The following is a 26,969-nucleotide window of genomic DNA, read 5'->3' as shown; positions in this document are numbered from 1 at the left end:
CGATTAATGCAGCACCGTCACCGCGTCTTCCAGTCGGCTGGCGCGGTGTTTCACCATTGCCGACACCTGCGCACTCTCTTCCACCAGTTCGGCGTTTTTCTGGGTGATCAGGTTAAGCTCATCTACCGCACGGGTCAGGCAGGAAAGCCCATCGGCCTGTTCCAGCGTTGAATGGCTGATCTGGGCGATCAACTGCGTGACGTTTTTTACCTGCACCACAATATCGTCCATCGTCCGTCCGGCGGCGTGTACCTGTTGCGAACCGGATTGCACCTTATCAGCACTGGCATCAATCAGCTTGCGAATATCGTTGGCAGCATTGGCGCTGCGGCTGGCTAAATGACGCACCTCCCCCGCAACCACCGCGAAACCTTTGCCTTGTTCTCCGGCGCGCGCCGCTTCCACCGCTGCATTCAGAGCGAGGATATTGGTCTGAAACGCAATATCGTTAATCAGCGAAGTAATGGTGCCAATACGCTGGGTACTATCAGCAATATCATCCATCGTCTTGATCACCGTGGTCATCGCTTCCCCGCCCTGCACCGCCGCATTACTGGCGGTAATAGAAAGTTTATCGGCAGCCGACGCCGTGGCAGAGTTCTGTTTTACCGACGCTGCCATCTGGTTCATGGTCGCCACCGTTTGCTGAACGTTATCTACCGTCTGCTGAGTATGCTCATTCAGTTCATCTGTGCCTTTCGCCAGCGTCTCGCTGCCGTTTCTGACGCTGGACACCTGGCTTGAGACATCATTAATCAACCAGCGGCACATCAGGCCAAGCTGCCCTACCGCGCGTAATGTCAGCCCCAGCTCATCGCTGCGATTCAAATGCTCAACACTATTACGTTCTCCGGTCGCCACCTTCAGTGCCTGACGGGCAACATTTTCTATCGGGCGCACTATCTGCCATTCAAAACAGACAGTTGCCAGCAACATCACTAACGCGCAGAGGAAATACGTCACCACCGGGGCAGCAACAAACCAAAGCATGGCCGCCAGCACGATAAACATCAGCGCCATCACTCCACGCGCCCGCCAGCGAAGCGGCAATGAAGGCAGTTTTCCCAGCCAGCCTTTACGCACCACCAGACCTTTATGAATACGCTTATTTGTGCGTCCGGCATTCAGCGCCTTGTACAGCGGCTCTACCGCTGCGATCTCGTCATCCGTCGCCCGCGTGCGAATCGACATATACCCACTAATTTTGCCCTCGCGCACCATCGGCACCACATTCGCTCGCACCCAGTAATGATCGCCATTTTTGTGCCGATTTTTCACAATACCACTCCAGGGTTCTCCCTGTTTCAGGGTGTACCACATATCAGCAAAGGCCGCTTTTGGCATATCCGGATGGCGCACCATGTTATGCGGCTGCCCCTGTAGCTCTTGCAAGGTATAGCCGCTAACCTGCACAAAAGTGTCATTAGCATGTGTGATATAGCTTTGTAGATTGGTAGTAGACATCAGAGTGGTATCGTCAGCCAGCGGGATATTTTGCTGGGTGACATACGGATGAGAAGACATAATCGCGTCCTGTGCAGGTTATATTGTTGTTAACTTCTTGTCAGAAGTTATGTCGGCTCCGGTGCGGTTATCTTTAGTGGTTTAATTTGATTTAGATCGCAATTTTCGATTAAAGCACAAAACCTAATTCATTGATTTAAAATACTTTCATTTGGGTACTATCCCGGCACGTTTATTATATTGCTCAACAATCAGGCAATTATTGCCCTGGCATGGTGCATTTACTCCTTGATAACAGGAGGTGCGCCCGATAAAAATCGTGCAAAATAACAACAATGGTTAACAATTGGAATTAAATGTTGCATAAATGATAACGTAATTTGTGTTTATCCCGATTTTCGCGATCGCAACCGGAGTGGCGCAATCCCTGCAATACTTAAATCGGTATCATGTGATACGCGAGCCTCTGGAGCATATTTTGAACAGGTTACCTTCGAGCGCATCAGCTTTAGCGTGCAGCGCCCACGCCCTGAATCTCATAGAGAAGCGAACGCTGGATCATGAGGAGATGAAAGCACTTAACCGCGAGGTGATTGAATACTTCAAAGAGCATGTCAACCCGGGGTTTTTAGAGTATCGCAAATCTGTTACCGCCGGCGGGGATTACGGAGCCGTAGAGTGGCAAGCGGGAGGTTTAAATACGCTTGTCGACACCCAGGGACAGGAGTTTATCGACTGCCTGGGAGGTTTTGGAATTTTCAACGTGGGGCACCGTAATCCAGTTGTGGTTTCCGCCGTACAGAATCAACTTGCGAAACAACCGCTGCACAGCCAGGAGCTGCTCGACCCATTACGGGCGATGCTGGCGAAAACCCTTGCTGCGCTAACGCCCGGTAAACTGAAATACAGCTTCTTCTGTAATAGCGGCACCGAGTCCGTTGAAGCGGCGCTGAAACTGGCGAAGGCTTATCAGTCACCGCGCGGCAAGTTTACTTTTATCGCCACCAGCGGCGCGTTCCACGGTAAATCGCTTGGCGCGCTGTCAGCCACGGCGAAATCGACCTTCCGCAAACCGTTTATGCCGCTGCTGCCGGGCTTCCGTCATGTACCGTTTGGCAATATCGAAGCCATGCGCACGGCCCTTAGCGAGTGCAAAAAAACCGGTGATGATGTGGCTGCGGTGATCCTTGAGCCGATTCAGGGCGAAGGTGGCGTCATTCTGCCGCCGCCGGGCTATCTCACCGCCGTGCGTAAGCTGTGCGATGAGTTCGGCGCACTGATGATCCTCGATGAAGTGCAAACGGGCATGGGGCGCACGGGCAAGATGTTCGCCTGCGAGCATGAGAACGTTCAGCCGGACATCCTGTGTCTGGCGAAAGCCCTCGGCGGCGGCGTGATGCCAATTGGCGCAACTATTGCTACCGAAGAGGTGTTCTCAGTCCTGTTCGACAACCCGTTCCTGCATACCACCACCTTTGGTGGCAACCCGCTGGCCTGTGCGGCGGCGCTGGCGACCATCAATGTGTTGCTGGAGCAGAACTTATCGGCTCAGGCTGAACAAAAAGGCGATATGTTGCTGGACGGTTTCCGTCAACTGGCGCGGGAATATCCCGATCTGGTACAGGAAGCGCGTGGTAAAGGGATGTTGATGGCGATTGAGTTTGTTGATAACGAAATCGGCTACAACTTTGCCAGCGAGATGTTCCGCCAGCGTGTGCTGGTCGCCGGAACGCTCAACAATGCCAAAACGATCCGCATTGAACCGCCACTGACGCTGACCATTGAACAGTGTGAACTGGTGATCAAAGCGGCGCGTAAGGCGCTGGCGGCCATGCGAGTAAGTGTCGAAGAAGCGTAATATCAAATCGGATGGCGATGCAACGTCGCCATCCGATCTCTTTATACGATTCGCACGCCCGCAGGCATCATCCGTTCCGGCGTTAACAGTACGCTTTCACTGCCGTCATCGGTTTCCGCACACAACAGCATGCATTCCGAGGTTTCACCGCGCATTTTCGCTTTTTGCAGATTGCACAAGACCACCACCGTTTTCCCCATCAGCTCTTCTTCGCTGTAGTACGGCACCAGGCTGGTCACGGTTTGCAGCGTTTTTTCCCCCACATCAACCTGTACGATGTACAGCTTGTCGGCGTTTTCATGGCGTTTCACATCCACAATTTTCCCGACGCGCATTTCCAGACGTGCAAAATCAGCGTAAGCCACGGTTTCCATTGTTCCCTCCCTCAAGTAAAATTTTACTAAACTATAGCAAAGGTTTTTCTCAATCCTGTAGGCTAAAAATGGAGAATGCAGGCGTGATCACATTCGTGAGCCGCTGTGTTACCGTTACAGCGTCAAAGAAACGCGCTTTATTTACTGAAAACAGGTGACCCGATAAGCACTTCCTCTACAATGGAGACGCACATCAGGGAAAGTAAAAAAGGTAAACATGGCAACACTAAAAGACATCGCAATCGAAGCTGGCGTATCCCTGGCGACAGTATCCAGGGTCTTAAATGACGATCCGACGTTGAATGTGAAAGAAGAGACGAAACATCGCATTCTCGAGATCGCCGAAAAGCTGGAGTACAAGACCAGTAGCGCCCGTAAACTACAGACAGGCGCAGTCAACCAACACCATATTCTGGCTATCTACAGCTACCAACAGGAGCTGGAGATCAACGATCCTTACTATCTGGCGATCCGCCACGGCATTGAAACCCAGTGCGAAAAGCTGGCGATCGAACTGACCAACTGTTATGAACACAACGGCTTGCCGGACATTAAAAACGTCACCGGCATTTTGATTGTCGGCAAACCCACGCCTGCCCTGCGCGCCGCCGCCAGCGCATTGACCGACAATATCTGTTTTATCGACTTTCACGAACCCGGCAGCGGTTACGATGCGGTGGATATCGATCTGGCACGCATCAGTAAGGAAATCATCGACTTCTACATCGATCAGGGCGTTAATCGTATTGGTTTTATTGGCGGCGAAGATGAGCCTGGCAAGGCGGATATTCGTGAGGTCGCCTTTGCGGAATATGGCCGACTGAAGCAAGTGGTACGCGAAGAGGACATCTGGCGCGGCGGTTTTTCCAGTTCGTCGGGCTATGAACTGGCAAAGCAAATGCTGGCGCGGGAAGACTACCCGAAGGCGTTGTTTGTTGCTTCCGACTCCATTGCCATTGGCGTACTGCGGGCAATTCATGAACGCGGCCTGAACATCCCGCAGGATATTTCGCTTATCAGCGTCAACGACATCCCCACCGCGCGATTTACCTTTCCGCCGCTCTCAACCGTGCGCATCCATTCCGAAATGATGGGAAGCCAGGGCGTTAACCTGTTGTATGAAAAGGCTCGCGATGGTCGCGCGCTGCCGCTGTTAGTGTTCGTTCCCAGCAAATTAAAACTGCGCGGCACCACCCGCTAAATCCCCTTACACACTGTCCGGCAATCGTTTTTGCCGGACAGTGCTGCCGTTTATTTTCGTGATCCAGTTAAAGTAAATGCATTTACCCGCTACTTTTTAGTAAAAATTTTACTAAACTCCCCAGCAATTACACAAACTACCATCACCACGAATGGTTCCGATTTCTCTCCACCGGGAGGCCCTATGAATCGCTGGGAAAACATTCAGCTCACCCACGAAAACCGACTTGCGCCGCGTGCGTACTTTTTTTCATATGATTCTGTTACGCAGGCGCGTACCTTTGCCCGCGAAACCAGCAGCCTGTTTCTGCCCTTAAGCGGTCAGTGGAATTTCCATTTTTTTGACCATCCGTTGCAAGTGCCAGAAGCCTTCACTTCCGAGTTAATGGCTGACTGGGGGGACATTACCGTCCCCGCCATGTGGCAAATGGAAGGCCACGGCAAACTGCAATATACCGACGAAGGTTTTCCGTTCCCCATCGATGTGCCATTTGTCCCCAGCGATAACCCAACCGGTGCCTATCAACGTATTTTCACCCTCAGCGACGGATGGCAGGGCAAGCAGACACTGATTAAATTTGACGGCGTCGAAACCTATTTTGAAGTTTACGTTAACGGTCAGTATGTGGGTTTCAGCAAGGGCAGTCGCCTGACCGCAGAGTTTGACATCAGTGCGATGGTAAAAACCGGCGACAACCTGTTATGTGTGCGCGTGATGCAGTGGGCGGATTCCACCTACGTGGAAGACCAGGATATGTGGTGGTCGGCAGGGATCTTCCGCGATGTTTATCTGATCGGTAAACAACCGACGCATATTAACGATTTCACCGTTCGTACCGACTTTGACGAAGCCTATTGCGATGCCACGCTCTCCTGCGAAGTGGTGCTGGAAAACCTCGCCGCCTCCCCTGTCGTAACGACGCTGGAATATACCCTGTTTGATGGCGAACGCGTGGTGCACAGCAGCGCCATTCCTCATCTGGCAATTGAAAAAATAACCAGCGCCAGCTTTGCTTTTACTGTCGAACAGCCGCAGCAATGGTCGGCAGAATCTCCTTATCTTTACCATCTGGTCATGACGCTGAAAGACGTCGACGGCAACGTTCTGGAAGTGGTGCCACAACGCGTCGGCTTCCGTGATATCAAAGTGCGCGACGGTCTGTTCTGGATCAATAACCGTTATGTGATGCTGCACGGCGTCAATCGTCACGACAACGATCATCGCAAAGGCCGCGCCGTTGGGATGGATCGCGTCGAGAAAGATCTTCAGTTGATGAAACAGCACAACATCAACTCCGTGCGTACCGCTCACTACCCGAACGATCCGCGTTTCTACGAACTGTGTGATATCTACGGCCTGTTTGTGATGGCGGAAACCGACGTCGAATCGCACGGCTTTGCTAACGTCGGCGATATCAGCCGCATAACCGACGATCCGCAGTGGGAAAAGGTCTACGTCGAGCGCATCGTTCGCCATATTCACGCGCAGAAAAACCATCCGTCGATCATCATCTGGTCGCTGGGCAACGAATCCGGCTATGGCTGTAACATCCGCGCGATGTACCACGCGGCGAAGGCGCTCGATGACACGCGTCTGGTGCACTACGAAGAAGATCGCGATGCTGAAGTGGTCGATATTATTTCCACCATGTACACCCGCGTGCCGCTGATGAATGAGTTTGGTGAATATCCGCATCCGAAGCCGCGTATCATCTGCGAATACGCTCATGCGATGGGGAACGGACCGGGCGGGCTAACGGAATACCAGAACGTCTTCTATAAGCACGATTGCATTCAGGGACATTATGTCTGGGAATGGTGCGACCACGGGATCCAGGCGCAGGATGACAACGGCAACGTCTGGTATAAATTCGGCGGCGATTACGGCGACTATCCCAACAACTATAACTTCTGTCTTGATGGTTTGATCTATTCCGATCAAACGCCGGGACCAGGTCTGAAAGAGTACAAACAGGTTATTGCGCCGGTTAAAATCCACGCGCTGGATCTGACTCGCGGCGAGCTGAAAGTAGAAAATAAACTGTGGTTTACCACGCTTGATGACTACACCCTGCACGTAGACGTGCGCGCCGAAGGTGAAACGCTCGCGACGCAGCAGATTAAACTGCGCGACGTTGCACCAAACAGCGAAGCGCCATTGCACATTACGCTGCCGCAACTGGACGCCCGCGAAGCGTTCCTCAACATTACGGTGACCAAGGATTCCCGCACCCGCTACAGCGAAGCCGGACACCCTATCGCCACTTATCAGTTCCCGCTGAAGGAAAACACCGCACAGCCGGTGCCTTTCGCGCCGAATAATGCTCGTCCGCTGACGCTGGAAGACGATCGTTTGAGTTGCACCGTTCGCGGCTACAACTTCGCGATCACCTTCTCAAAAATGAGTGGCAAACCGACATCCTGGCAGGTGAATGGCGAGTCGCTGCTGACCCGCGAGCCAAAGATCAACTTCTTCAAACCAATGATCGACAACCACAAGCAGGAGTACGAAGGGCTGTGGCAGCCGAATCATTTGCAGATCATGCAGGAACATCTGCGCGACTTTGCCGTAGAACAGAGCGATGGTGAAGTGTTGATCATCAGCCGCACGGTTATAGCCCCGCCGGTGTTTGACTTCGGGATGCGCTGCACCTACATCTGGCGCATCGCTGCCGATGGCCAGGTTAACGTGGCGCTTTCCGGCGAGCGTTACGGCGACTATCCGCACATCATTCCATGCATCGGTTTCACCATAGGGATTAACGGCGAATACGACCAGGTGGCGTATTACGGACGCGGGCCGGGCGAAAACTACGCCGACAGCCAGCAGGCTAACATCATCGATATCTGGCGCAGTAACGTCGATGCCATGTTTGAGAACTATCCCTTCCCGCAGAACAACGGCAACCGTCAGCATGTTCGCTGGACGGCACTAACTAATCGCCACGGCAACGGACTGCTGGTGGTTCCGCAGCACCCAATTAACTTCAGCGCCTGGCACTACACCCAGGAGAACATCCACGCCGCGCAACACTGCAACGAACTTCAGCGCAGTGATGACATCACCCTGAATCTTGACCACCAACTGCTTGGCCTCGGCTCCAACTCTTGGGGCAGCGAGGTGCTGGACTCCTGGCGCGTCTGGTTCCGTGACTTCAGCTACGGCTTTACGTTGCTGCCGGTTTCTGGCGGAGAAGCCACCGCGCAAAGCCTGGCGTCGTATGAGTTCGGCGCAGGATTCTTTTCCACGAATTTGCACAGCGAGAATAAGCAATGAGGATCATCGATAACTTAGAACAGTTCCGCCAGATTTACGCCTCTGGCAAGAAGTGGCAACGCTGCGTTGAAGCGATTGAAAATATCGACAACATTCAGCCTGGCGTCGCCCACTCCATCGGTGACTCATTGACCTACCGTGTGGAAAATGACTCCGCGACCGATGCGCTATTTACCGGGCATCGACGCTATTTTGAAGTGCATTACTACCTGCAAGGGCAGCAAAAAATTGAATATGCGCCGAAAGAGACATTACAGGTCGTGGAATATTATCGTGATGAAACTGACCGTGAATATTTAAAAGGCTGCGGAGAAACCGTAGAGGTCCACGAAGGGCAAATCGTTATTTGCGATATCCATGAAGCATATCGGTTTATCTGCAATAACGCGGTCAAAAAAGTCGTTCTCAAAGTCACCATCGAAGATGGTTATTTCCATAACAAATAACAACTACGGCGGCAAAAGGAGTTTGCCGCCACCGCTACCCTACTCATTTTCGGAGATGTGTTATGTCTGATACCAAACGTAATACAATCGGCAAATTCGGCTTGCTCTCGCTGACTTTTGCCGCCGTTTACAGCTTTAACAACGTTATCAATAATAATATTGAGCTTGGACTGGCCTCGGCGCCGATGTTTTTCCTCGCAACGATTTTTTATTTTATCCCCTTCTGTCTGATTATCGCAGAATTTGTCTCGTTAAATAAAAACTCGGAAGCCGGTGTCTACGCGTGGGTAAAAAGCTCGCTGGGCGGACGTTGGGCATTTATTACTGCCTATACCTACTGGTTCGTAAACCTGTTCTTTTTCACCTCGCTGTTGCCGCGCGTTATTGCTTACGCTTCATATGCCTTCCTCGGCTACGAATATATTATGACGCCGGTTGCTACCACCATTATCAGTATGGTGCTGTTCGCCTTCTCCACCTGGGTTTCTACCAACGGGGCGAAAATGCTGGGGCCAATCACCTCCGTGACCTCAACGCTAATGCTGCTGTTAACGCTCTCCTACATTTTACTGGCAGGTACGGCGCTGGTTGGCGGCGTACAGCCTGCCGATCCGATCACCGTTGACGCGATGATCCCGAACTTCAACTGGGCGTTCCTCGGCGTTACCACCTGGATCTTTATGGCCGCAGGCGGCGCGGAGTCCGTCGCGGTGTACGTTAACGACGTCAAAGGCGGTTCGAAATCGTTCGTTAAAGTGATCATCCTCGCCGGGATTTTCATTGGTGTACTGTACTCCGTCTCCTCGGTGCTGATTAACGTCTTCGTCAGCAGCAAAGAGTTGAAGTTTACCGGCGGATCGGTACAGGTGTTCCACGGCATGGCGGCGTATTTTGGTCTGCCGGAAGCGTTAATGAATCGCTTTGTTGGCCTTGTTTCCTTTACTGCGATGTTCGGTTCCCTGCTGATGTGGACTGCAACGCCGGTGAAAATTTTCTTCTCCGAAATCCCGGAAGGCATCTTTGGTAAGAAAACCGTTGAACTGAACGAAAACGGCGTTCCGGCGCGCGCAGCGTGGATCCAGTTCCTGATCGTCATCCCGCTGATGATTATCCCGATGCTCGGCTCCAATACCGTGCAGGATCTGATGAATACCATTATTAATATGACTGCCGCAGCGTCCATGCTTCCGCCGTTATTCATCATGCTGGCGTATCTGAATTTACGCGCCAAATTAGATCACCTGCCACGCGATTTCCGTATGGGTTCCCGCCGCACCGGTATTATCGTTGTTTCAATGCTGATTGCGATATTTGCCGTAGGGTTTGTCGCTTCGACATTCCCGACTGGCGCGAATATTCTGACTATCATTTTTTATAACGTTGGCGGTATTGTTATCTTCCTCGGCTTTGCGTGGTGGAAATACAGTAAATATATAAAGGGACTCACGGCTGAAGAGCGCCATATTGAAGCGACGCCGGCCAACAATGTTGATTAAGCAGACTAATAAAAAATGAGCAGGCATTTTCCCTCTTCCTGGATGGGGTGAGGGAAAATAGTTTCTGCCTTTATATTTTTATAATTACAACGATAAAAGGCTGTATTTTTTCTTTAGCTCATGGATTAACACAATGAAATTAATCACTGCACCATGCAGAGCATTACTTGCTCTGCCGTTTTGCTACGCCTTTTCTGCGGCAGGAGAAGAAGCACGTCCAGCAGAACATGACGACACAAAAACACCCGCAATTACCTCGACATATTCTCCTTCATTTCGTTTTTACGGCGAATTAGGGGTTGGTGGATATATGGATTTAAAGGGTGAGAATAAACATAAATATAGTGACGGCACCTATATTGAAGGTGGCCTGGAGATGAAGTACGGCTCCTGGTTCGGCCTGATTTACGGCGAAGGCTGGACCGTACAGGCCGACCACGACGGTAATGCCTGGGTGCCTGACCATAGCTGGGGTGGTTTCGAAGGTGGGATTAACCGTTTCTATGGCGGTTATCGTACCAATGATGGCACCGAAATCATGCTCAGTCTGCGTCAGGATTCCTCGCTGGATGACCTGCAATGGTGGGGCGATTTCACGCCCGATCTGGGCTACGTCATTCCCAATACCCGCGACATTATGACCGCGCTGAAGGTACAGAACTTAAGCGGCAACTTTCGTTATAGCGTTACCGCCACACCTGCCGGACATCATGACGAAAGCAAAGCCTGGCTGCATTTTGGCAAATACGATCGCTACGACGACAAATACACCTATCCGGCAATGATGAACGGTTACATCCAGTATGACCTTGCCGAAGGCATCACCTGGATGAACGGTCTGGAAATCACCGACGGTACAGGACAACTCTATCTCACGGGTCTGCTTACCCCTAACTTCGCTGCCCGCGCCTGGCACCATACCGGACGCGCCGACGGGCTGGACGTACCGGGAAGCGAAAGTGGGATGATGGTGAGCGCCATGTATGAAGCGTTAAAGGGCGTTTATCTCTCCACCGCTTACACCTACGCCAAACATCGCCCTGACCACGCTGACGATGAAACCACCTCCTTTATGCAGTTTGGTGTCTGGTACGAATACGGCGGCGGACGTTTCGCAACGGCTTTCGATAGCCGCTTCTACATGAAAAATGCCTCTAACGATCCCAGCGACCAACTCTTCCTGATGCAATATTTTTACTGGTAATAAGGACTGTAATTTCATGAAAATCAAAACTATTTTAACGCCAGTAGCCTGTGCTCTGCTGATGAGCTTTTCCGCCCATGCCGCTAACGCCGACAATTATAAAAACGTGATTAACCGTACTGGCGCGCCGCAGTACATGAAGGATTACGATTACGACGATCACCAGCGTTTTAATCCGTTTTTCGATCTCGGAGCCTGGCATGGTCATCTGTTGCCAGACGGCCCGAACACCATGGGCGGTTTTCCGGGCGTTGCGCTGCTGACGGAAGAGTACATCAACTTTATGGCCAGCAATTTCGACCGCCTGACCGTCTGGCAGGACGGTAAGAAAGTCAACTTCACGCTGGAGGCATACAGTATTCCCGGCGCGCTGGTGCAAAAACTGACAGCAAAAGATGTGCAGGTCGAAATGACTCTACGCTTCGCCACGCCGCGCACGTCACTACTGGAAACCAAAATCACCAGCGATAAACCGCTGGATCTGGTGTGGGATGGCGAGCTGCTGGAAAAACTGGAAGCAAAAGAAGGGAAACCGCTTTCCGATAAAACCATTGCTGGCGAATATCCTGACTATCAACGCAAAATCAGCGCCACCCGTGATGGCCTGAAAGTCACCTTTAGCAAAGTGCGCGCCACCTGGGATCTACTGACCTCCGGCGAATCGGAATATCAGGTGCATAAATCCCTGCCAGTGCAGACTGAAATCAACGGCAATCGCTTTACCAGTAAGGCGCATATCAACGGGTCAACGACGCTCTATACCACCTATTCCCATCTGCTGACCGCCCAGGAAGTTAGCAAAGAGCAGATGCAGATCCGCGATATTCTGGCGCGTCCGGCGTTTTATCTCACCGCCTCGCAGCAACGCTGGGAAGAGTATCTGAAGAAAGGGTTAACCAATCCGGATGCGACGCCGGAACAGACGCGCGTCGCGGTGAAAGCCATCGAAACGCTTAACGGTAACTGGCGCTCGCCTGGAGGTGCGGTGAAATTTAACACCGTCACACCGTCGGTGACCGGGCGCTGGTTCTCCGGCAATCAGACCTGGCCATGGGATACCTGGAAGCAGGCGTTTGCGATGGCGCATTTCAATCCGGACATCGCCAAAGAGAATATCCGCGCGGTCTTCTCCTGGCAGATCCAGCCCGGCGATGCCGTGCGTCCGCAGGATGTGGGATTTGTCCCCGACCTGATTGCGTGGAACCTTAGCCCCGAGCGCGGCGGTGACGGCGGCAACTGGAACGAACGTAACACCAAACCCAGCCTTGCCGCCTGGTCGGTGATGGAAGTGTACAACGTCACCCAGGATAAAGCCTGGCTGGCAGAGATGTACCCGAAACTGGTGGCCTATCACGACTGGTGGTTACGTAACCGCGATCACAACGGCAACGGCGTGCCGGAATATGGCGCGACCCGCGATAAAGCCCACAATACCGAGAGCGGCGAGATGCTGTTTACGGTGAAAAAAGGCGACAAAGAAGAGACGCAGTCTGGGCTGAACAACTACGCCCGCGTGGTGGAGAAAGGCCAGTACGACAGTCTGGAAATTCCGGCACAGGTTGCTGCGTCGTGGGAATCGGGGCGTGATGACGCCGCCGTCTTTGGTTTTATCGACAAAGAACAATTGGATAAATATGTCGCTAACGGCGGCAAACGTAGCGACTGGACGGTGAAATTCGCCGAAAACCGCAGTCAGGACGGAACATTGCTGGGCTACTCGTTGTTGCAGGAGTCGGTGGATCAGGCCAGCTATATGTACAGCGATAACCATTATCTGGCGGAGATGGCAACCATCCTCGGTAAGCCGGAAGAGGCCAAACGCTATCGCCAGTTGGCGCAGCAGCTCGCGGACTACATCAACACCTGTATGTTCGACCCGATTACGCAGTTCTACTATGACGTGCGCATTGAAGATAAACCGCTGGCAAACGGCTGCGCAGGCAAACCGATTGTCGAGCGCGGTAAAGGGCCGGAAGGCTGGTCGCCGCTGTTTAACGGTGCGGCAACGCAGGCCAATGCCGACGCGGTGGTGAAGGTGATGCTGGACACCAAAGAGTTCAACACCTTTGTCCCGCTGGGAACGGCGGCGTTAACCAATCCGGCTTTTGGCGCGGATATTTACTGGCGCGGGCGCGTATGGGTGGATCAGTTCTGGTTTGGTCTGAAAGGGATGGAGCGTTACGGTTATCGTGATGATGCCCTGAAGCTGGCGGATACGTTCTTCCAGCACGCCAAAGGATTAACCGCCGATGGTCCGATTCAGGAGAATTACAATCCGCTGACCGGCGCGCAGCAAGGGGCACCAAATTTCTCCTGGAGTGCCGCGCATTTGTATATGTTGTATAACGATTTTTTCCGTAAGCAGTAATTTGCAACGGCTGGCGGATGCGGCGTAAACGCCTTATCCGCCCTACATGTGCAATCCCCCAGGCCGGATAAAACGCGGCAAGCGTCGCATCCGGCGTTACCACCGGGCGTATTCTTTTTGAATCCCATCACAAACCCCGCACTCCCCTTTTCCCTTTTCCCCGGTGACGGCTAAATTAGAACTCATCCGACCACGTAACAATTATTTTACATACTGGACAATTTTATGAGCTACCCGTCGCTGTTCGCCCCGCTGGATTTAGGCTTCACCACGTTAAAAAACCGAGTACTGATGGGTTCAATGCACACGGGGCTGGAGGAATACCCGGACGGCGCTGAACGGCTGGCAGCGTTTTATGCTGAACGCGCCCGTCACGGCGTGGCGCTGATTGTCAGCGGCGGCATTGCGCCAGATTTCACAGGCGTTGGCATGGAAGGCGGCGCAATGCTCAACGACGTCAGCCAGATCCCGCACCATCGCACCATTACTGAAGCGGTGCATCAGGAAGGCGGCAAAATCGCCCTGCAAATTTTGCATACCGGGCGCTACAGCTACCAGCCACATCTGGTGGCACCTTCCGCATTGCAGGCTCCCATCAACCGTTTCGTTCCCCATGAGTTAAGCCATGAAGAGATCCTGCAACTGATCGACAATTTCGCCCGCTGCGCGCAACTGGCGCGGGAGGCCGGATACGATGGCGTAGAGGTGATGGGTTCCGAAGGGTATTTGATCAACGAATTTCTGACACTGCGCACCAATCAGCGTAGCGACCAGTGGGGCGGTGATTACCCTAATCGGATGCGGTTTTCCGTAGAAGTAGTGCGTGCGGTACGTGAACGCGTTGGCAACGACTTTATCATTATCTACCGTCTGTCGATGCTCGACCTGGTAGAAGGCGGCGGTACTTTTGCCGAAACGGTAGAGCTGGCGCAGGCCATTGAAGCGGCGGGCGCGACCATTATCAACACCGGCATTGGCTGGCATGAAGCGCGTATTCCGACCATCGCCACGCCCGTGCCGCGCGGCGCATTTAGCTGGGTCACGCGCAAACTGAAAGGTCACGTCTCGCTGCCGCTGGTGACCACCAACCGGATTAACGATCCGCAGGTTGCCGACGATATTCTCTCGCGCGGCGATGCCGATATGGTGTCGATGGCGCGACCATTTCTCGCCGATGCGGAGCTGCTGTCAAAAGCGCAATCAGGGCGAGCTGATGAGATCAACACTTGTATTGGCTGCAATCAGGCCTGCCTCGATCAGATCTTCGTCGGCAAAGTCACCTCATGCCTGGTGAATCCTCGCGCCTGCCATGAAACCAAAATGCCAATCCTTCCCGCCGCGCAGAAAAAAAATCTGGCGGTGGTCGGTGCCGGTCCGGCGGGGCTGGCGTTTGCCATTAACGCGGCGGCGCGTGGTCATCAGGTAACGTTGTTTGATGCACATAGCGAGATTGGCGGGCAGTTTAATATCGCCAAACAGATCCCTGGCAAAGAGGAGTTTTACGAAACGCTGCGCTACTACCGGCGGATGATCGAAGTGACGGGCGTGACGCTGAAACTCAATCACACCGTGACGGCGGATCAGTTACAGGCGTTCGACGAAACGATCCTCGCCAGTGGGATCGTACCGCGCATTCCGCCCATCGACGGGATCGATCATCCGAAGGTGTTGAGTTATCTCGATGTACTGCGCGACAAAGCGCCGGTGGGCAACAAAGTCGCCATTATCGGTTGTGGCGGGATTGGTTTTGATACGGCGATGTATCTCAGCCAGCCAGGTGAATCCACCAGCCAGAACATCGCCGGGTTCTGCACAGAATGGGGCATCGACAGCAGCCTGCAACAAGCCGGTGGCTTAAGTTCGCAAGGTATGCAGATCCCCCGTAGCCCACGACAGATTGTGATGCTCCAGCGCAAAGCCAGTAAACCGGGTCAGGGGCTGGGTAAAACCACAGGCTGGATCCATCGCACCACCCTGCTCTCGCGAGGCGTGAAAATGATCCCTGGCGTAAGTTATCAGAAGATTGGCGATGACGGACTACATGTGGTGATCAACGGTGAACCGCAAATTTTGGCGGTAGATCATGTGGTGATCTGCGCGGGGCAGGAGCCAAACCGCGCGCTGGCACAACCCTTAATCGATGCAGGAACAACTGTGCATTTGATCGGTGGCTGCGACGTGGCTATGGAGCTGGACGCACGCCGAGCGATTGCCCAGGGAACACGGCTTGCGCTGGAGATTTAAACCGTTATTTGACGTGCCGGATGCTGCGTTCATGCCGCATCCGGCAGTTGCATTAATCAATAAACAAGGCGGGAGAAATACCGAATCGCGCTGCCAGTTTTTTAGCGTGTTCCAGCGTTAATTTCCTCTTCCCGTTCAAAACGCGTGACACCATCGATTTGCTACCAATTTCCGGCAGATCGGAAAGGGTTAAACCGTATTGATCCATCAGGGTACGAATCACAGCAACACCACCTGGCATGGCTTGAGCCATGGCATTAAATTCAGCAAATTCGGGCGCTGATTCTTCCCACGCGGTTATTTTGGCACACACCAGATCCAGCAAGGGATTTTCAGGATCGTTAAGCAGCAGATGATCGACCAGTTCCAGCGCCTGGGCGTATTGTTCTTCGTTCTGGATACCCGCCAGAAAAGGTGCCACAGCAGTTAGCTTTTCTCCCGCCTGCAAGATGTCGGCAATCGCAATCATTTTTTCCCCTTAGTACGATGAATGGCGGTAAAGAAATCGTATTCTTTGTGCGTCATAACTTCACGTATGTAGCACTTTTGCGATTCAAAAAAGACCATTGCGACAACACGTAATTCATTGCCCCCGACATTGAAAACATAATGCTTATCCAGATATTTGAAGTTATCCAGAGATGGGAACACTGCTTTTAATGACTCAGTTTTTTTAAAATATCCCTTAGCAATCGTGTTCCCCAAAGCCACCAGCTCCGTTTTGTGTTGCGGGTATTTTTCCGCAGCATCTTTCAGTGCTTTTTGAGTGATCAGGTGCATTCTTCATCATGTCCGTTGACAAATTGGCAATATGATAACATTCGTTGACAGATTGGCAACGAATGAATTTATCTGTATGACGGAAGAATAAACGTTGAGAAATGCCAAACAAGAGAATGCAGGGGGCGGTGACAGGGATTTTTTGTTTTATGGAAGCGAGATTCCAGAAATGAGCAGCATTGCCGGATGCGCCGCATCCGGCAGGTAGCTGCCAATCTTACCGACGACGCCCCAGCTTCACTGCTTTCAGCACTACAAATTTATTATTCGTCGCAATAGTGGTGCAGTTGCCGAAAATCTTCTTCAGTTTATGGAAGTAATCCAGGTGACGGTTGGCAACGATATACAGTTCGCCGTTAATTTTCAGACAGCGGCGGGCGTGGTGGAACATCTCCCAGGCGACGTTATCGGTCAGCGCATGTTGCTGATGAAACGGCGGGTTGCAGAGCACAGCATTAAAACGGAAAGGCTCCACGCCGGAGAGCGCGTTGTTGATCATAAACTCGCAGCGATCCAGCGCCTCAGGCATGTTGGTTTCAACGTTCAAACGGCTGGAAGCAACCGCCATCGGTGATTCATCGACAAACACCACTTTCGCCTGCGGGTTTTTATCGAGCAATGTCAGGCCAATGACGCCGTTACCACAGCCGAGATCGACAATCTCACCTTCGAGATTCTCCGGCAGATGTTGCATAAAGAAGCGCGCGCCAATATCCAGCCCGGTGCGGGAGAAGACATTCGCGTGATTGTGGATAGTCCAGTCAGTGCCTTCCAGCTTCCAGCTAACAGTCTGCGGCGCATCGGCCAGCGGCGGCTCGTTGAATGTACAGTTAATCAGTCGCGCTTTTTTCCATGCCAGCGTGGTGGTGGTCGGGCCGAGCACTTTTTCAAACAGTTCCAGCGTGGATGTATGGATGTCACGGGCTTTGGCACCGGCAATAATACGTGTATCCGGCGTGACCACTTTGCGCAACGCACGCAGTTGTTGTTCCAGCAATGCCAGCGTTTTCGGTACTTTGATCAGCACCACGCCCGGCTGTTGCGGATAGTCAGCGGTGCTGTCGAGAAACTTCACGCTCGACTCATCAATTCCGTTGAGACGTAAATTCTCGCGCGTAGCCAGTTCGCTGATATATGAGTCGCCAATGCTGTACGGCTTATGTTCTGCCAACGCACAGCTTAACGCGCCGAAGGCATCATTCAGGATCAACACCGGGCCGCAGATTTCTGTATCGTCCAACTGTTGCAGCAGATACTCATCCGCCGCTTCCCACGCCTGCAGCGGGTTAACGTCATCCGTCGCCGGGAAACGTTGTAGTGTCAGTGAACGGAAACCGTTGTCTAAGTGGCTCATCGACCCTCCTGAATGATAAAATTTCGACGTTGCCCCTGAAAAGGGTGCGTGAGTATACCCTTTTTCTCTTTTTCGTGGGCGGTTATGAGCAATCTTACTTATCTTCAGGGTTATCCCGAGCAGCTACTTTCCCAGGTGCGCACGCTGATTAATGAACAACGTCTGGGCGATGTGCTGGCAAAACGCTATCCGGGAACGCACGACTACGCCACCGATAAAGCACTCTGGCAATATACCCAGGATCTGAAAAATCAGTTTCTGCGTAACGCCCCGCCGATCAATAAAGTGATGTATGACAACAAGATCCACGTGCTGAAAAACGCGCTCGGGTTACATACCGCTGTTTCGCGTGTGCAGGGCGGCAAACTGAAAGCAAAAGCGGAGATCCGCGTCGCTACCGTGTTTCGCAATGCGCCGGAACCGTTTTTGCGCATGATCGTGGTGCACGAGCTGGCGCACCTGAAGGAGAAAGAGCATAACAAAGCGTTCTACCAGTTGTGCTGCCATATGGAGCCACAGTACCACCAGCTTGAGTTCGACACCCGGCTGTGGCTAACGCAGTTGTCGCTTGGGCAAGACAAAATCTGAAAATGATGTCAGGCGTTATATTTTCAATCATTAACGCCTAAAATCGACGCCCCTCTTTTCGTTAAGGATAACGACCATGCTGCGCGCATTTGCTCGCCTTCTTCGCCGCGTTTGTTTTTCTCGCCGGACTCTTAAAATTGCCTGTTTATTGTTGCTTGTGGCAGGAGCGACCATTTTTATCGCCGATCGCGCAATGGTCACCGCCAGCAAGCAGCTGACCTGGAGCGATATCAACGCCGTTCCGGCGCGTAACGTGGGTTTATTACTGGGAGCGAGGCCGGGTAATCGCTACTTTACCCGACGCATTGATACCGCCGCAGAGTTGTACCATGCCGGAAAAGTGAAATGGCTGTTAGTCAGTGGCGATAACGGACGTAAAAATTACGATGAAGCGTCCGGAATGCAACAGGCTTTAATCGCTAAGGGCGTTCCGGCAAAAGCCATCTTCTGCGACTATGCCGGATTCTCGACACTTGATTCGGTGGTACGCGCCAAAAAGGTGTTTGGGGAAAACCATATCACCATTATTTCGCAAGAATTTCATAACCAACGCGCCATCTGGCTGGCAAAACAGTACGGCATCGACGCTATCGGGTTTAACGCGCCAGACCTGAATATGAAGCATGGCTTTTATACTCAGCTGCGGGAAAAACTCGCCAGAGTCAGCGCGGTGATAGACGCGAAAATCCTCCATCGCCAGCCGAAATATCTCGGGCCATCGGTCATGATTGGGCCGTTTAGTGAGCATGGCTGTCCGGCGAAAGAATAATGCGTATCTGCGCACGTCGAAGATGAAAAAGGCGTGCTACATTGACGCCATAACCCCTTTATGGAGTATCCACGCGTTATGATACGTTTCGCCGTGATTGGCACGAACTGGATCACTCGCCAGTTCGTCGAGGCCGCCCATGAGAGCGGCAAATACAAGTTAACCGCAGTCTATTCCCGCAGCCTTGAACAGGCTCAGCACTTCGCCAATGATTTTTCTGTCGAGCATCTGTTTACGTCGCTGGAAGCGATGGCGGAAAGCGATGCTATTGACGCGGTGTATATTGCCAGCCCGAACGCTCTGCATTTTGCCCAGACGCAACTTTTTCTTAGCCACAAAATTCATGTGATTTGCGAGAAGCCGCTGGCATCGAATGTGACGGAAGTGGATGCTGCCATTGCCTGTGCGCGGGAAAATCAGGTGGTGCTGTTTGAGGCATTTAAAACCGCCAGCCTGCCGAACTTTCATTTGTTACGCCAGGCGCTGCCGAAAGTCGGCAAACTGCGTAAAGTCTTTTTCAACTATTGCCAGTATTCCTCGCGGTATCAGCGTTATCTGGATGGTGAGAATCCCAACACCTTTAATCCGGCATTCTCTAACGGTTCGATTATGGATATCGGCTTTTACTGCCTGGCGTCGGCGGTGGCATTATTCGGTGAACCGAAAAGCGTGCAGGCAACCGCCAGTTTGCTGGCAAGCGGCGTGGATGCCCACGGCGTGGTGGTGATGGATTACGGTGATTTCAGCGTCACCTTGCAGCACTCAAAAGTGAGCGATTCTGTCCTGGCAAGCGAGATTCAGGGCGAAGCGGGATCGTTGGTGATTGAAAAACTCTCCGAATGCCAGAAAGTGTGTTTTGTGCCGCGTGGCAGCCAGATGCAGGATCTCACCCAGCCGCAGCATATTAATACCATGCTCTACGAAGCAGAGCTGTTCGCTACCCTGGTGGATGAGCATCTGGTGGATCATCCAGGGCTGGCGGTCAGTCGCATCACCGCCAAACTGCTGACCGAGATCCGCCGCCAGACTGGGGTCGTTTTTCCGGCTGATAGCGTAAATCTATAATTGTTACCGTAAAGCAGTGTAAAAGGCATGTAACAGACCATTGACTGGCTGAATGGTCTGTCATACTTTGTTACCTGCAAAGGGGAGTAACTTCATTGCCGGTCGATCGTCATTACGATGTGTGAAAAACCACATCCGGTCACCGGGCAACCCGAAAGGAATACGCAGACGTATTCCTTTTTTGTTGTAAGTGAGACCTTGCCGGAAGGCGAGGTCTATGCATAAAAAGCAGCGGCTGACGTCTTCCGACGTTGGCCGTTTTTTTATGTGTAAGGAACTTCTATGAATACTGTCGGCACGCCGTTGCTATGGGGCGGATTCGCTGTTGTTGTCGCCATTATGCTGGCTATCGACCTGTTATTACAGGGGCGTCGTGGCGCACATGCCATGACCATGAAACAGGCTGCGGCATGGTCGCTGGTCTGGGTGACGCTGTCGTTACTGTTTAATGCCGCTTTCTGGTGGTATCTGGCGCAGACACAGGGGCGCGAAGTCGCTGACCCGCAGGCGCTGGCCTTCCTCACAGGTTATCTGATTGAGAAATCGCTGGCGGTCGATAACGTCTTCGTCTGGTTAATGTTGTTCAGCTATTTCTCTGTTCCGGCAGCATTACAACGTCGCGTACTGGTGTATGGCGTGCTTGGGGCGATTGTTCTGCGTACCATCATGATCTTCACCGGTAGCTGGCTGATTTCGCAGTTCGACTGGATCCTGTATATCTTCGGTGCATTCCTGCTGTTTACTGGCGTGAAGATGGCGCTGGCTCATGAAGATGAATCAGGAATCGGTGACAAGCCGCTGGTGCGCTGGCTGCGCGGTCATTTGCGCATGACCGACACCATCGACAACGAGCATTTCTTTGTGCGTAAGAATGGTTTGTTGTACGCCACGCCACTGATGCTGGTGTTGATTCTGGTGGAGTTAAGCGACGTGATCTTCGCCGTGGATAGCATTCCGGCTATCTTCGCTGTTACCACCGATCCGTTCATTGTGCTGACCTCAAACCTGTTTGCGATCCTCGGCCTGCGTGCGATGTATTTCCTGCTGGCGGGCGTAGCGGAGCGTTTCTCGATGCTCAAATATGGCCTGGCGGTGATTCTGGTATTTATCGGTATCAAGATGCTGATTGTCGATTTCTATCATATTCCGATCGCCGTTTCGCTGGGCGTGGTGTTTGGCATTCTGGTGATGACGTTTATTATCAACGCCTGGGTGAATTATCGGCATGATAAACAGCGGATAGAATGATTTTTAATCTGCCTAAGCCATGTACCCTGTCATCAACATGAGTACCGTTTTCTCCCTCTCCCTTCCAGGGAGAGAGTAATTTTTCGCACCGATGCTGGCCTGTTCCCCTCACCCTAACCCTCTCCCCAAAAGGGGCGAGGGGACTGACCGAGTACTTTTTTGACGTTGTTATCAGTCTGGAAGCCGCACGTTGGGCTTTATTTTTATGTCAAACAAATGTAACCATTAAGTTGCAAAACATGACCTCTCTTTAAAATCCAGCATTTTTCGCTTCCCGAAGCTGTAACTTTCCTTATACTCGACCTTGCAAACACTTTGTTACATCCTGAAAGATGCGTCGACAGAACGCACCAGGGATGTGTGACAACACAATGAAAGGATCGAAAAATGACTACGCAACGTTCACCGGGGCTATTCCGGCGTCTGGCTCATGGCAGCCTGGTAAAACAAATCCTGGTCGGCCTTATTCTGGGGATTCTCCTGGCATGGATCTCAAAACCGGCGGCTGAAGCTGTTGGTCTGTTAGGCACTTTATTTGTTGGCGCCCTGAAAGCCGTAGCACCAATCCTGGTGCTGATGCTGGTGATGGCTTCCATCGCTAACCACCAACACGGGCAAAAAACCAATATCCGCCCTATTCTGTTCCTCTATCTGCTGGGTACTTTCTCCGCCGCACTGGCCGCAGTCGTTTTCAGCTTTGCCTTCCCATCGACCCTGCATTTGTCCAGTAGCGCAGGCGATATTTCCCCGCCGTCAGGTATTGTGGAAGTGATGCGCGGACTGGTAATGAGCATGGTTTCCAACCCCATCGACGCCCTGTTGAAAGGTAATTACATCGGGATTCTGGTGTGGGCTATTGGCCTCGGTTTCGCGTTGCGTCACGGTAACGAAACCACCAAAAACCTGGTCAATGATATGTCGAATGCCGTCACCTTTATGGTGAAACTGGTGATTCGCTTCGCGCCAATTGGTATTTTTGGTCTGGTTTCTTCTACGCTGGCAACCACCGGTTTCTCCACACTGTGGGGCTACGCGCAACTGCTGGTCGTGCTGGTTGGCTGTATGTTGCTGGTGGCGCTGGTGGTTAACCCACTGCTGGTGTGGTGGAAAATTCGTCGTAACCCGTTCCCGCTGGTACTGCTGTGCCTGCGCGAAAGCGGTGTGTACGCCTTCTTCACCCGCAGCTCTGCGGCGAACATTCCGGTGAATATGGCGCTGTGTGAAAAGCTGAATCTGGATCGAGATACCTATTCCGTTTCTATTCCGCTGGGAGCCACCATCAATATGGCGGGCGCAGCAATCACCATTACGGTGTTGACGCTGGCTGCGGTTAATACGCTGGGTATTCCGGTCGATCTGCCTACGGCGCTGCTGCTGAGCGTGGTTGCTTCTCTGTGCGCCTGTGGCGCCTCCGGCGTGGCGGGGGGTTCTCTGCTGCTGATCCCACTGGCCTGTAATATGTTCGGTATTTCGAACGATATCGCCATGCAGGTGGTTGCCGTCGGCTTTATCATCGGCGTATTGCAGGACTCCTGCGAAACCGCGCTGAACTCTTCAACTGACGTGCTGTTCACTGCGGCAGCTTGCCAGGCAGAAGACGATCGTCTGGCAAATAGCGCCCTGCGTAATTAATGTTTAACCCCTTTCGTCAACGGCGGAAGGGGTTTTCTCTACTTTAAACGGATCAATTCCCCTTTTCTGCATCCGCCAGAAACGAATGATATTCAGGCCATTCATCAGTAGAAAACTGCCTTCAATCATCGTGCCGCCAATCGACCCCGCCCAAAAGTTGTGAATCACCCAGCAACACGTTGAAAACCACATTACGCAGCGCATGGTCAGACCTTTACAGCGAAACAGCGCCCAGGTACTGACAATCGTGCCAATAACCGGCAATAGTTCAACAGGATGGTGGAACTTCGCCAGGCCAATTCCGCCAGTCAGCACAATAAAGATCGCCATTACCCATAAGCTGCGCGTGCGTAAGGTAATCAGCGTACGAATGGCATTAAGGATGGCACTGGCACCGGCGGGATAGGTGCCCAGGAGGAAAAAATGCACGCCAATAACGGCGCTATAGACCGAAAGCTGCTTTTTGAAGCGACGTTCGTCACGGTTAAAAAATGTTGTGATACCAATCAGAAAGGCGATGACACCCACGCCCTGGGCCAGCCAATACGCGGTCATGATAAATCCTTAGCAGGTATGGAAAAGCAAACGGCGCTTCACATTATGAAACGCCGTTTTTTATTAACAACTCATTTCGACTTTATAGCGTTACGCCGCTTTTGAAGATCGCCAGTTCGCGGAAGTCGTTACGCTCGTTGCAGGTTTGCTTACCGTTGGCAAACTCAACGATGGTATCGATAAATTCTTCCAGCAACTGCGGCATCGCTTTACCGTGGATCAGCTGACCCGCGTCAAAGTCGATCCAGTGTTTTTTCTTCGCCGCCAGTTCACTGTTGGTGGCAATTTTCACTGTCGGCACAAAACCACCATACGGCGTACCGCGACCGGTACTGAACAGCACCATGTGACAGCCTGCACCCGCCAGGGCGCTGGTCGCTACGGCATCGTTACCCGGCGCGCTTAACAGGTTCAGTCCCGGCGTTTTCAAACGCTCGCCGTAACGCAGTACGTCAACCACTTCGCTGGAACCCGCTTTCTGAGTACAACCAAGTGATTTATCTTCCAGCGTGGTGATACCGCCCGCTTTGTTCCCCGGTGATGGGTTTTCGTAAATCGGCTGGTCATGAGCAATAAAGTACTGTTTGAAATCGTTGACCATGGTGACCAGTTTTTCAAACGTTGCTTCGTCACGGCAATGACTCATCAGCAACTGCTCTGCGCCGAACATCTCCGGTACTTCGGTCAGTACGGTCGTACCGCCGTTAGCAATCACGTAGTCAGAGAAGCGCCCCAACATTGGGTTAGCGGTAATACCGGAAAGACCGTCAGAACCGCCACACTCCAGACCAAACTTCAGTTCGCTGAGTTTGCCTGGCTCGCGTTTATCGTTGCGCATCACGTTATACAACTGATGCAGATGTTCGATCCCGGCCTCGATTTCATCGTCCTGCTGCTGGCAGATCATGAAATGGACACGTTCAGGATCGATATCGCCCAGCGTTTCACGGAAGACATCGACCTGATTGTTTTCACATCCCAGACCAATTACCAGCACCGCACCTGCGTTCGGGTGGCGCACCATGTTTTGCAGCATAGTACGGGTATTGATGTGATCGTCACCCAGTTGCGAACATCCGTAGGTGTGGCTGAAGAGGAACACGCCGTCAGTACCTTCGGCGTTGTTGGTCTCTTTCAGGAAACGATTCTGGATCTGCCGCGCGATGCCGTTAACACAGCCCACGGTTGGCAGGATCCACAGCTCGTTACGCACCCCGACATCACCATTCGCGCGACGATAGATCTGCACTTCACGATCTGCCGCTTGTGCTGGCAGATCATGAAAATCAGGTTGATAGCGATACTGATCCAGATCGCTCAGATTCGTGCGCGTATTGTGGGCGTGAACGTGTTCACCTGCCGCAATATCCGCCAGTGCATAACCAATCGGCAGGCCATATTTGATGACGTTGGCCCCTTTTGCGATATCCGTTAACGCAAATTTATGTCCTCGAGCGACATCCTGGCGCAGCGTAACGGTTTGGTTATCGACACTGACTTCTGTGCCTTCAGCCAAATCAGCTAAAGCAACCGCAACGTTATCCAGTGAATGGATCTTGATGTATTGCATATCAACCCCAGACCTTAGTTCAGTTCAATGGCGAAGTAGTCACGCGCATTGTTAAAGCAAATGTTTTTCACCATCTCGCCCAGCAGGTTGATGTCCGCCGGTGCTTCGCCCGCTTCCACCCAGCGACCGATCATCTGGCACAGAATGCGGCGGAAGTATTCGTGACGGGTGTATGACAGGAAGCTACGGCTGTCAGTCAGCATACCAACAAAGCGGCTCAGCAGACCAAGCTGCGCCAGTTGGGTCATCTGACGTTCCATACCGTCTTTCTGATCGTTAAACCACCAGCCAGAACCGAACTGCATTTTGCCCGGCATACCTTCGCCCTGGAAGTTACCGATCATGGTGCCCAGCACTTCGTTATCGCGCGGGTTCAGGCAGTAGAGAATGGTTTTCGGCAGCAGGTTTTCTTCGTTTTGTTTGCTCAGCAGCTTAGACAGCTCTTCCGCCATCGGACGATCGTTGATGGAGTCAAAGCCTACATCTGGCCCCAGCAGTTTGAACTGACGCAGGTTGTTATTACGCAGTGCGCCAATGTGGTACTGCTGTACCCAGCCGCGACGTGCGTATTCTGCGCCGAGGAACACCAGCACCGCAGTTTTGAACTGTGCCACTTCGTGCTCGCTCAGGGTTTCGCCAGCCAGACGGCGCGCCAGAATGCTGTCCAGTTCCGCTTCGTTCGCTTCAGCAAACATCACCACGTCCAGCGCATGGTCAGACACTTTACAGCCGTGAGCGGCGAAGTGATCCAGACGTTTGGTCAAGGCAGTTTGCAGGTCTGCAAAGCGGCGAATGTCGGTATCGGAAACTTCGCCCAGCTTCGCCATGTAGTCGTTAAAGGTCGCCTGTTCGATGTTAAAGGCTTTGTCCGGACGCCAGCTCGGCAGCACCTTAATGGTGAAAGAGCCGTCTTTGGCAATCTCTGCATGATGCTCCAGAGAATCGATCGGATCATCGGTAGTGCCGACCATTTTCACGTTCATCTGCTGCATGATGCCGCGCGCGGAGAAGTTATCCTGCGCCAGCAGTTCGTTACATTCGTTCCAGATTTCATCCGCAGTAGACGGAGACAGCAGTTTGCCAGTGATGCCGAATGGACGACGCAGTTCGAGGTGCGTCCAGTGGTATAACGGGTTGCCGATAGTGTGCGGAACGGTCGCCGCCCATGCGTCAAACTTTTCACGGTCAGAGGCATCACCGGTACACAGGCGTTCAGCTACGCCATTGGTGCGCATTGCACGCCATTTGTAGTGATCGCCTTTTAGCCAGATGTCATACAAATTCTTAAAGCGATAGTCTTCTGCGATCTGCTGCGGCGGCAAATGGCAGTGGTAGTCGAAAATCGGCTGGTCTTTTGCGTAGTCGTGATACAGGCGGCGGGCAAATTCAGTATCTAACAGGAAATCTTCAGTCATAAACGGAGTCATTATCGTCTTCCTCTTAACGAGTGAGCTAGCTTGCTTATGGTGCGATGCTG

At 52.5% G+C, this 26,969-nt stretch carries 21 protein-coding genes; 13 read left to right on the top strand and 8 right to left on the bottom strand.

The features are described from left to right. Positions 1 to 3: 3 nt before the first annotated feature. Positions 4 to 1,524 carry an aerotaxis sensor receptor Aer gene (gene aer / locus C3D30_RS02020; protein ID WP_016159749.1) on the bottom strand — a complete coding sequence of 507 codons (1,521 nt, stop codon included), beginning with the start codon at positions 1,522 to 1,524 and terminating at the stop codon, positions 4 to 6. Positions 1,525 to 1,942: 418 nt separating this feature from the next. Here aer and ygjG point away from each other — a divergent pair, with 418 nt between their 5' ends. Further along, positions 1,943 to 3,322 (top strand): putrescine aminotransferase, encoded by a 1,380-nt coding sequence (gene ygjG / locus C3D30_RS02010; protein WP_105286386.1) that lies wholly within the window; start codon positions 1,943 to 1,945, stop codon positions 3,320 to 3,322. Between the two features lie 41 nt (positions 3,323 to 3,363). On the opposite strand, the gene C3D30_RS02005 is transcribed toward ygjG, so the two are convergent. After that, a complete protein-coding gene (locus C3D30_RS02005) occupies positions 3,364 to 3,696 on the bottom strand; it encodes a tRNA-binding protein (RefSeq protein WP_000450586.1) in 333 nt (110 codons plus the stop codon). A gap of 217 nt (positions 3,697 to 3,913) precedes the next feature. Between C3D30_RS02005 and ebgR the strand changes: the two genes are divergently transcribed. The 7 genes from ebgR to fadH all read left to right on the top strand — a co-directional run bounded on the left by ebgR (position 3,914) and on the right by fadH (position 15,931). Continuing rightward, positions 3,914 to 4,897: a transcriptional regulator EbgR gene (gene ebgR, locus C3D30_RS01995; RefSeq protein ID WP_000212439.1), complete on the top strand. Its 984-nt coding sequence runs from the start codon at positions 3,914 to 3,916 to the stop codon at positions 4,895 to 4,897. Between the two features lie 183 nt (positions 4,898 to 5,080). Then, complete coding sequence (gene ebgA / locus C3D30_RS01990; protein ID WP_105286385.1) at positions 5,081 to 8,173, top strand: beta-galactosidase subunit alpha; 3,093 nt, start codon at positions 5,081 to 5,083, stop codon at positions 8,171 to 8,173. Continuing rightward, complete coding sequence (locus tag C3D30_RS01985; protein WP_001219943.1) at positions 8,170 to 8,619, top strand: beta-galactosidase subunit beta; 450 nt, start codon at positions 8,170 to 8,172, stop codon at positions 8,617 to 8,619. Before ebgA ends, C3D30_RS01985 begins: the two co-directional genes overlap by 4 nt. Positions 8,620 to 8,681: 62 nt before the next feature. Continuing rightward, complete coding sequence (locus C3D30_RS01980) at positions 8,682 to 10,115, top strand: amino acid permease (RefSeq protein ID WP_001285444.1); 1,434 nt, start codon at positions 8,682 to 8,684, stop codon at positions 10,113 to 10,115. Between the two features lie 133 nt (positions 10,116 to 10,248). Beyond that, positions 10,249 to 11,319, top strand: coding sequence for a protein YgjJ (ygjJ, locus tag C3D30_RS01975; RefSeq protein WP_105286384.1), 1,071 nt, complete (start codon positions 10,249 to 10,251; stop codon positions 11,317 to 11,319). Positions 11,320 to 11,335: 16 nt separating this feature from the next. Beyond that, positions 11,336 to 13,687 carry an alpha-glucosidase gene (ygjK, locus tag C3D30_RS01970; protein ID WP_105286383.1) on the top strand — a complete coding sequence of 784 codons (2,352 nt, stop codon included), beginning with the start codon at positions 11,336 to 11,338 and terminating at the stop codon, positions 13,685 to 13,687. Between the two features lie 225 nt (positions 13,688 to 13,912). Then, a complete protein-coding gene (gene fadH / locus C3D30_RS01965) occupies positions 13,913 to 15,931 on the top strand; it encodes an NADPH-dependent 2,4-dienoyl-CoA reductase (protein WP_105286382.1) in 2,019 nt (672 codons plus the stop codon). Positions 15,932 to 15,983: 52 nt separating this feature from the next. Here the strand turns inward: fadH and higA are convergent, their stop codons facing one another. The 3 genes from higA to rlmG form a co-directional block, all read right to left on the bottom strand. Continuing rightward, positions 15,984 to 16,400 carry a type II toxin-antitoxin system antitoxin HigA gene (higA, locus tag C3D30_RS01960; RefSeq protein WP_000560254.1) on the bottom strand — a complete coding sequence of 139 codons (417 nt, stop codon included), beginning with the start codon at positions 16,398 to 16,400 and terminating at the stop codon, positions 15,984 to 15,986. Beyond that, positions 16,397 to 16,711 (bottom strand): type II toxin-antitoxin system toxin HigB, encoded by a 315-nt coding sequence (gene higB, locus C3D30_RS01955; RefSeq protein WP_105286381.1) that lies wholly within the window; start codon positions 16,709 to 16,711, stop codon positions 16,397 to 16,399. Before higB ends, higA begins: the two co-directional genes overlap by 4 nt. Positions 16,712 to 16,928: 217 nt before the next feature. Beyond that, positions 16,929 to 18,065 (bottom strand): 23S rRNA (guanine(1835)-N(2))-methyltransferase RlmG, encoded by a 1,137-nt coding sequence (rlmG, locus tag C3D30_RS01945; RefSeq protein WP_000018652.1) that lies wholly within the window; start codon positions 18,063 to 18,065, stop codon positions 16,929 to 16,931. Positions 18,066 to 18,149: 84 nt separating this feature from the next. On the opposite strand from rlmG, the gene C3D30_RS01940 reads away from it, so the two are divergent. The 5 genes from C3D30_RS01940 to sstT all read left to right on the top strand — a co-directional run bounded on the left by C3D30_RS01940 (position 18,150) and on the right by sstT (position 23,367). Next, positions 18,150 to 18,653: a M48 metallopeptidase family protein gene (locus C3D30_RS01940; protein WP_001295542.1), complete on the top strand. Its 504-nt coding sequence runs from the start codon at positions 18,150 to 18,152 to the stop codon at positions 18,651 to 18,653. Positions 18,654 to 18,729: 76 nt separating this feature from the next. Further along, on the top strand, positions 18,730 to 19,422 hold the full coding sequence (locus tag C3D30_RS01935) for a SanA/YdcF family protein (RefSeq protein ID WP_016231472.1): 693 nt from the start codon (positions 18,730 to 18,732) through the stop codon (positions 19,420 to 19,422). Between the two features lie 78 nt (positions 19,423 to 19,500). After that, positions 19,501 to 20,487, top strand: coding sequence for a Gfo/Idh/MocA family protein (locus tag C3D30_RS01930; RefSeq protein WP_105286522.1), 987 nt, complete (start codon positions 19,501 to 19,503; stop codon positions 20,485 to 20,487). Between the two features lie 282 nt (positions 20,488 to 20,769). After that, positions 20,770 to 21,735: a TerC family membrane protein Alx gene (alx, locus tag C3D30_RS01925; protein ID WP_105286380.1), complete on the top strand. Its 966-nt coding sequence runs from the start codon at positions 20,770 to 20,772 to the stop codon at positions 21,733 to 21,735. Between the two features lie 387 nt (positions 21,736 to 22,122). Further along, positions 22,123 to 23,367: a serine/threonine transporter SstT gene (gene sstT / locus C3D30_RS01915; RefSeq protein ID WP_000211637.1), complete on the top strand. Its 1,245-nt coding sequence runs from the start codon at positions 22,123 to 22,125 to the stop codon at positions 23,365 to 23,367. Positions 23,368 to 23,370: 3 nt separating this feature from the next. On the opposite strand, the gene C3D30_RS01910 is transcribed toward sstT, so the two are convergent. From C3D30_RS01910 to uxaC, 3 genes are all read right to left on the bottom strand, one after another. Beyond that, positions 23,371 to 23,922, bottom strand: coding sequence for a YgjV family protein (locus tag C3D30_RS01910; protein WP_000128138.1), 552 nt, complete (start codon positions 23,920 to 23,922; stop codon positions 23,371 to 23,373). A gap of 82 nt (positions 23,923 to 24,004) precedes the next feature. Beyond that, positions 24,005 to 25,492 carry an altronate dehydratase gene (gene uxaA, locus C3D30_RS01905; protein WP_001199401.1) on the bottom strand — a complete coding sequence of 496 codons (1,488 nt, stop codon included), beginning with the start codon at positions 25,490 to 25,492 and terminating at the stop codon, positions 24,005 to 24,007. A 14-nt stretch (positions 25,493 to 25,506) separates the two neighbouring features. Continuing rightward, a complete protein-coding gene (gene uxaC / locus C3D30_RS01900) occupies positions 25,507 to 26,919 on the bottom strand; it encodes a glucuronate isomerase (RefSeq protein ID WP_000187442.1) in 1,413 nt (470 codons plus the stop codon). Between the last annotated feature and the right edge of the window lie 50 nt (positions 26,920 to 26,969).

Origin of the sequence: Escherichia sp. MOD1-EC5433 (genome assembly GCF_002966005.1) — a bacterium.
Classification (GTDB): domain Bacteria; phylum Pseudomonadota; class Gammaproteobacteria; order Enterobacterales; family Enterobacteriaceae; genus Escherichia; species Escherichia ruysiae.
Note: the sequence above shows the minus strand (reverse complement) of the source record. Positions and strands in the feature narration are given on the sequence as shown.

Excerpts from the sequence above, each read along its gene's own strand:
- fadH (WP_105286382.1), top strand. The coding sequence starts at position 13,913 with ATGAGCTACCCGTCGCTGTTCGCCCCGCTGGATTTAGGCTTCACCACG.
- higB (WP_105286381.1), bottom strand. The coding sequence starts at position 16,711 with ATGCACCTGATCACTCAAAAAGCACTGAAAGATGCTGCGGAAAAATAC.
- C3D30_RS01940 (WP_001295542.1), top strand. The coding sequence starts at position 18,150 with ATGAGCAATCTTACTTATCTTCAGGGTTATCCCGAGCAGCTACTTTCC.
- C3D30_RS01935 (WP_016231472.1), top strand. The coding sequence starts at position 18,730 with ATGCTGCGCGCATTTGCTCGCCTTCTTCGCCGCGTTTGTTTTTCTCGC.
- C3D30_RS01985 (WP_001219943.1), top strand. The coding sequence starts at position 8,170 with ATGAGGATCATCGATAACTTAGAACAGTTCCGCCAGATTTACGCCTCT.
- C3D30_RS01930 (WP_105286522.1), top strand. The coding sequence starts at position 19,501 with ATGATACGTTTCGCCGTGATTGGCACGAACTGGATCACTCGCCAGTTC.
- aer (WP_016159749.1), bottom strand. The coding sequence starts at position 1,524 with ATGTCTTCTCATCCGTATGTCACCCAGCAAAATATCCCGCTGGCTGAC.
- C3D30_RS01910 (WP_000128138.1), bottom strand. The coding sequence starts at position 23,922 with ATGACCGCGTATTGGCTGGCCCAGGGCGTGGGTGTCATCGCCTTTCTG.
- ygjJ (WP_105286384.1), top strand. The coding sequence starts at position 10,249 with ATGAAATTAATCACTGCACCATGCAGAGCATTACTTGCTCTGCCGTTT.
- ebgR (WP_000212439.1), top strand. The coding sequence starts at position 3,914 with ATGGCAACACTAAAAGACATCGCAATCGAAGCTGGCGTATCCCTGGCG.
- uxaC (WP_000187442.1), bottom strand. The coding sequence starts at position 26,919 with ATGACTCCGTTTATGACTGAAGATTTCCTGTTAGATACTGAATTTGCC.
- C3D30_RS02005 (WP_000450586.1), bottom strand. The coding sequence starts at position 3,696 with ATGGAAACCGTGGCTTACGCTGATTTTGCACGTCTGGAAATGCGCGTC.
- ygjK (WP_105286383.1), top strand. The coding sequence starts at position 11,336 with ATGAAAATCAAAACTATTTTAACGCCAGTAGCCTGTGCTCTGCTGATG.
- sstT (WP_000211637.1), top strand. The coding sequence starts at position 22,123 with ATGACTACGCAACGTTCACCGGGGCTATTCCGGCGTCTGGCTCATGGC.
- uxaA (WP_001199401.1), bottom strand. The coding sequence starts at position 25,492 with ATGCAATACATCAAGATCCATTCACTGGATAACGTTGCGGTTGCTTTA.
- higA (WP_000560254.1), bottom strand. The coding sequence starts at position 16,400 with ATGATTGCGATTGCCGACATCTTGCAGGCGGGAGAAAAGCTAACTGCT.
- rlmG (WP_000018652.1), bottom strand. The coding sequence starts at position 18,065 with ATGAGCCACTTAGACAACGGTTTCCGTTCACTGACACTACAACGTTTC.
- C3D30_RS01980 (WP_001285444.1), top strand. The coding sequence starts at position 8,682 with ATGTCTGATACCAAACGTAATACAATCGGCAAATTCGGCTTGCTCTCG.
- ebgA (WP_105286385.1), top strand. The coding sequence starts at position 5,081 with ATGAATCGCTGGGAAAACATTCAGCTCACCCACGAAAACCGACTTGCG.
- alx (WP_105286380.1), top strand. The coding sequence starts at position 20,770 with ATGAATACTGTCGGCACGCCGTTGCTATGGGGCGGATTCGCTGTTGTT.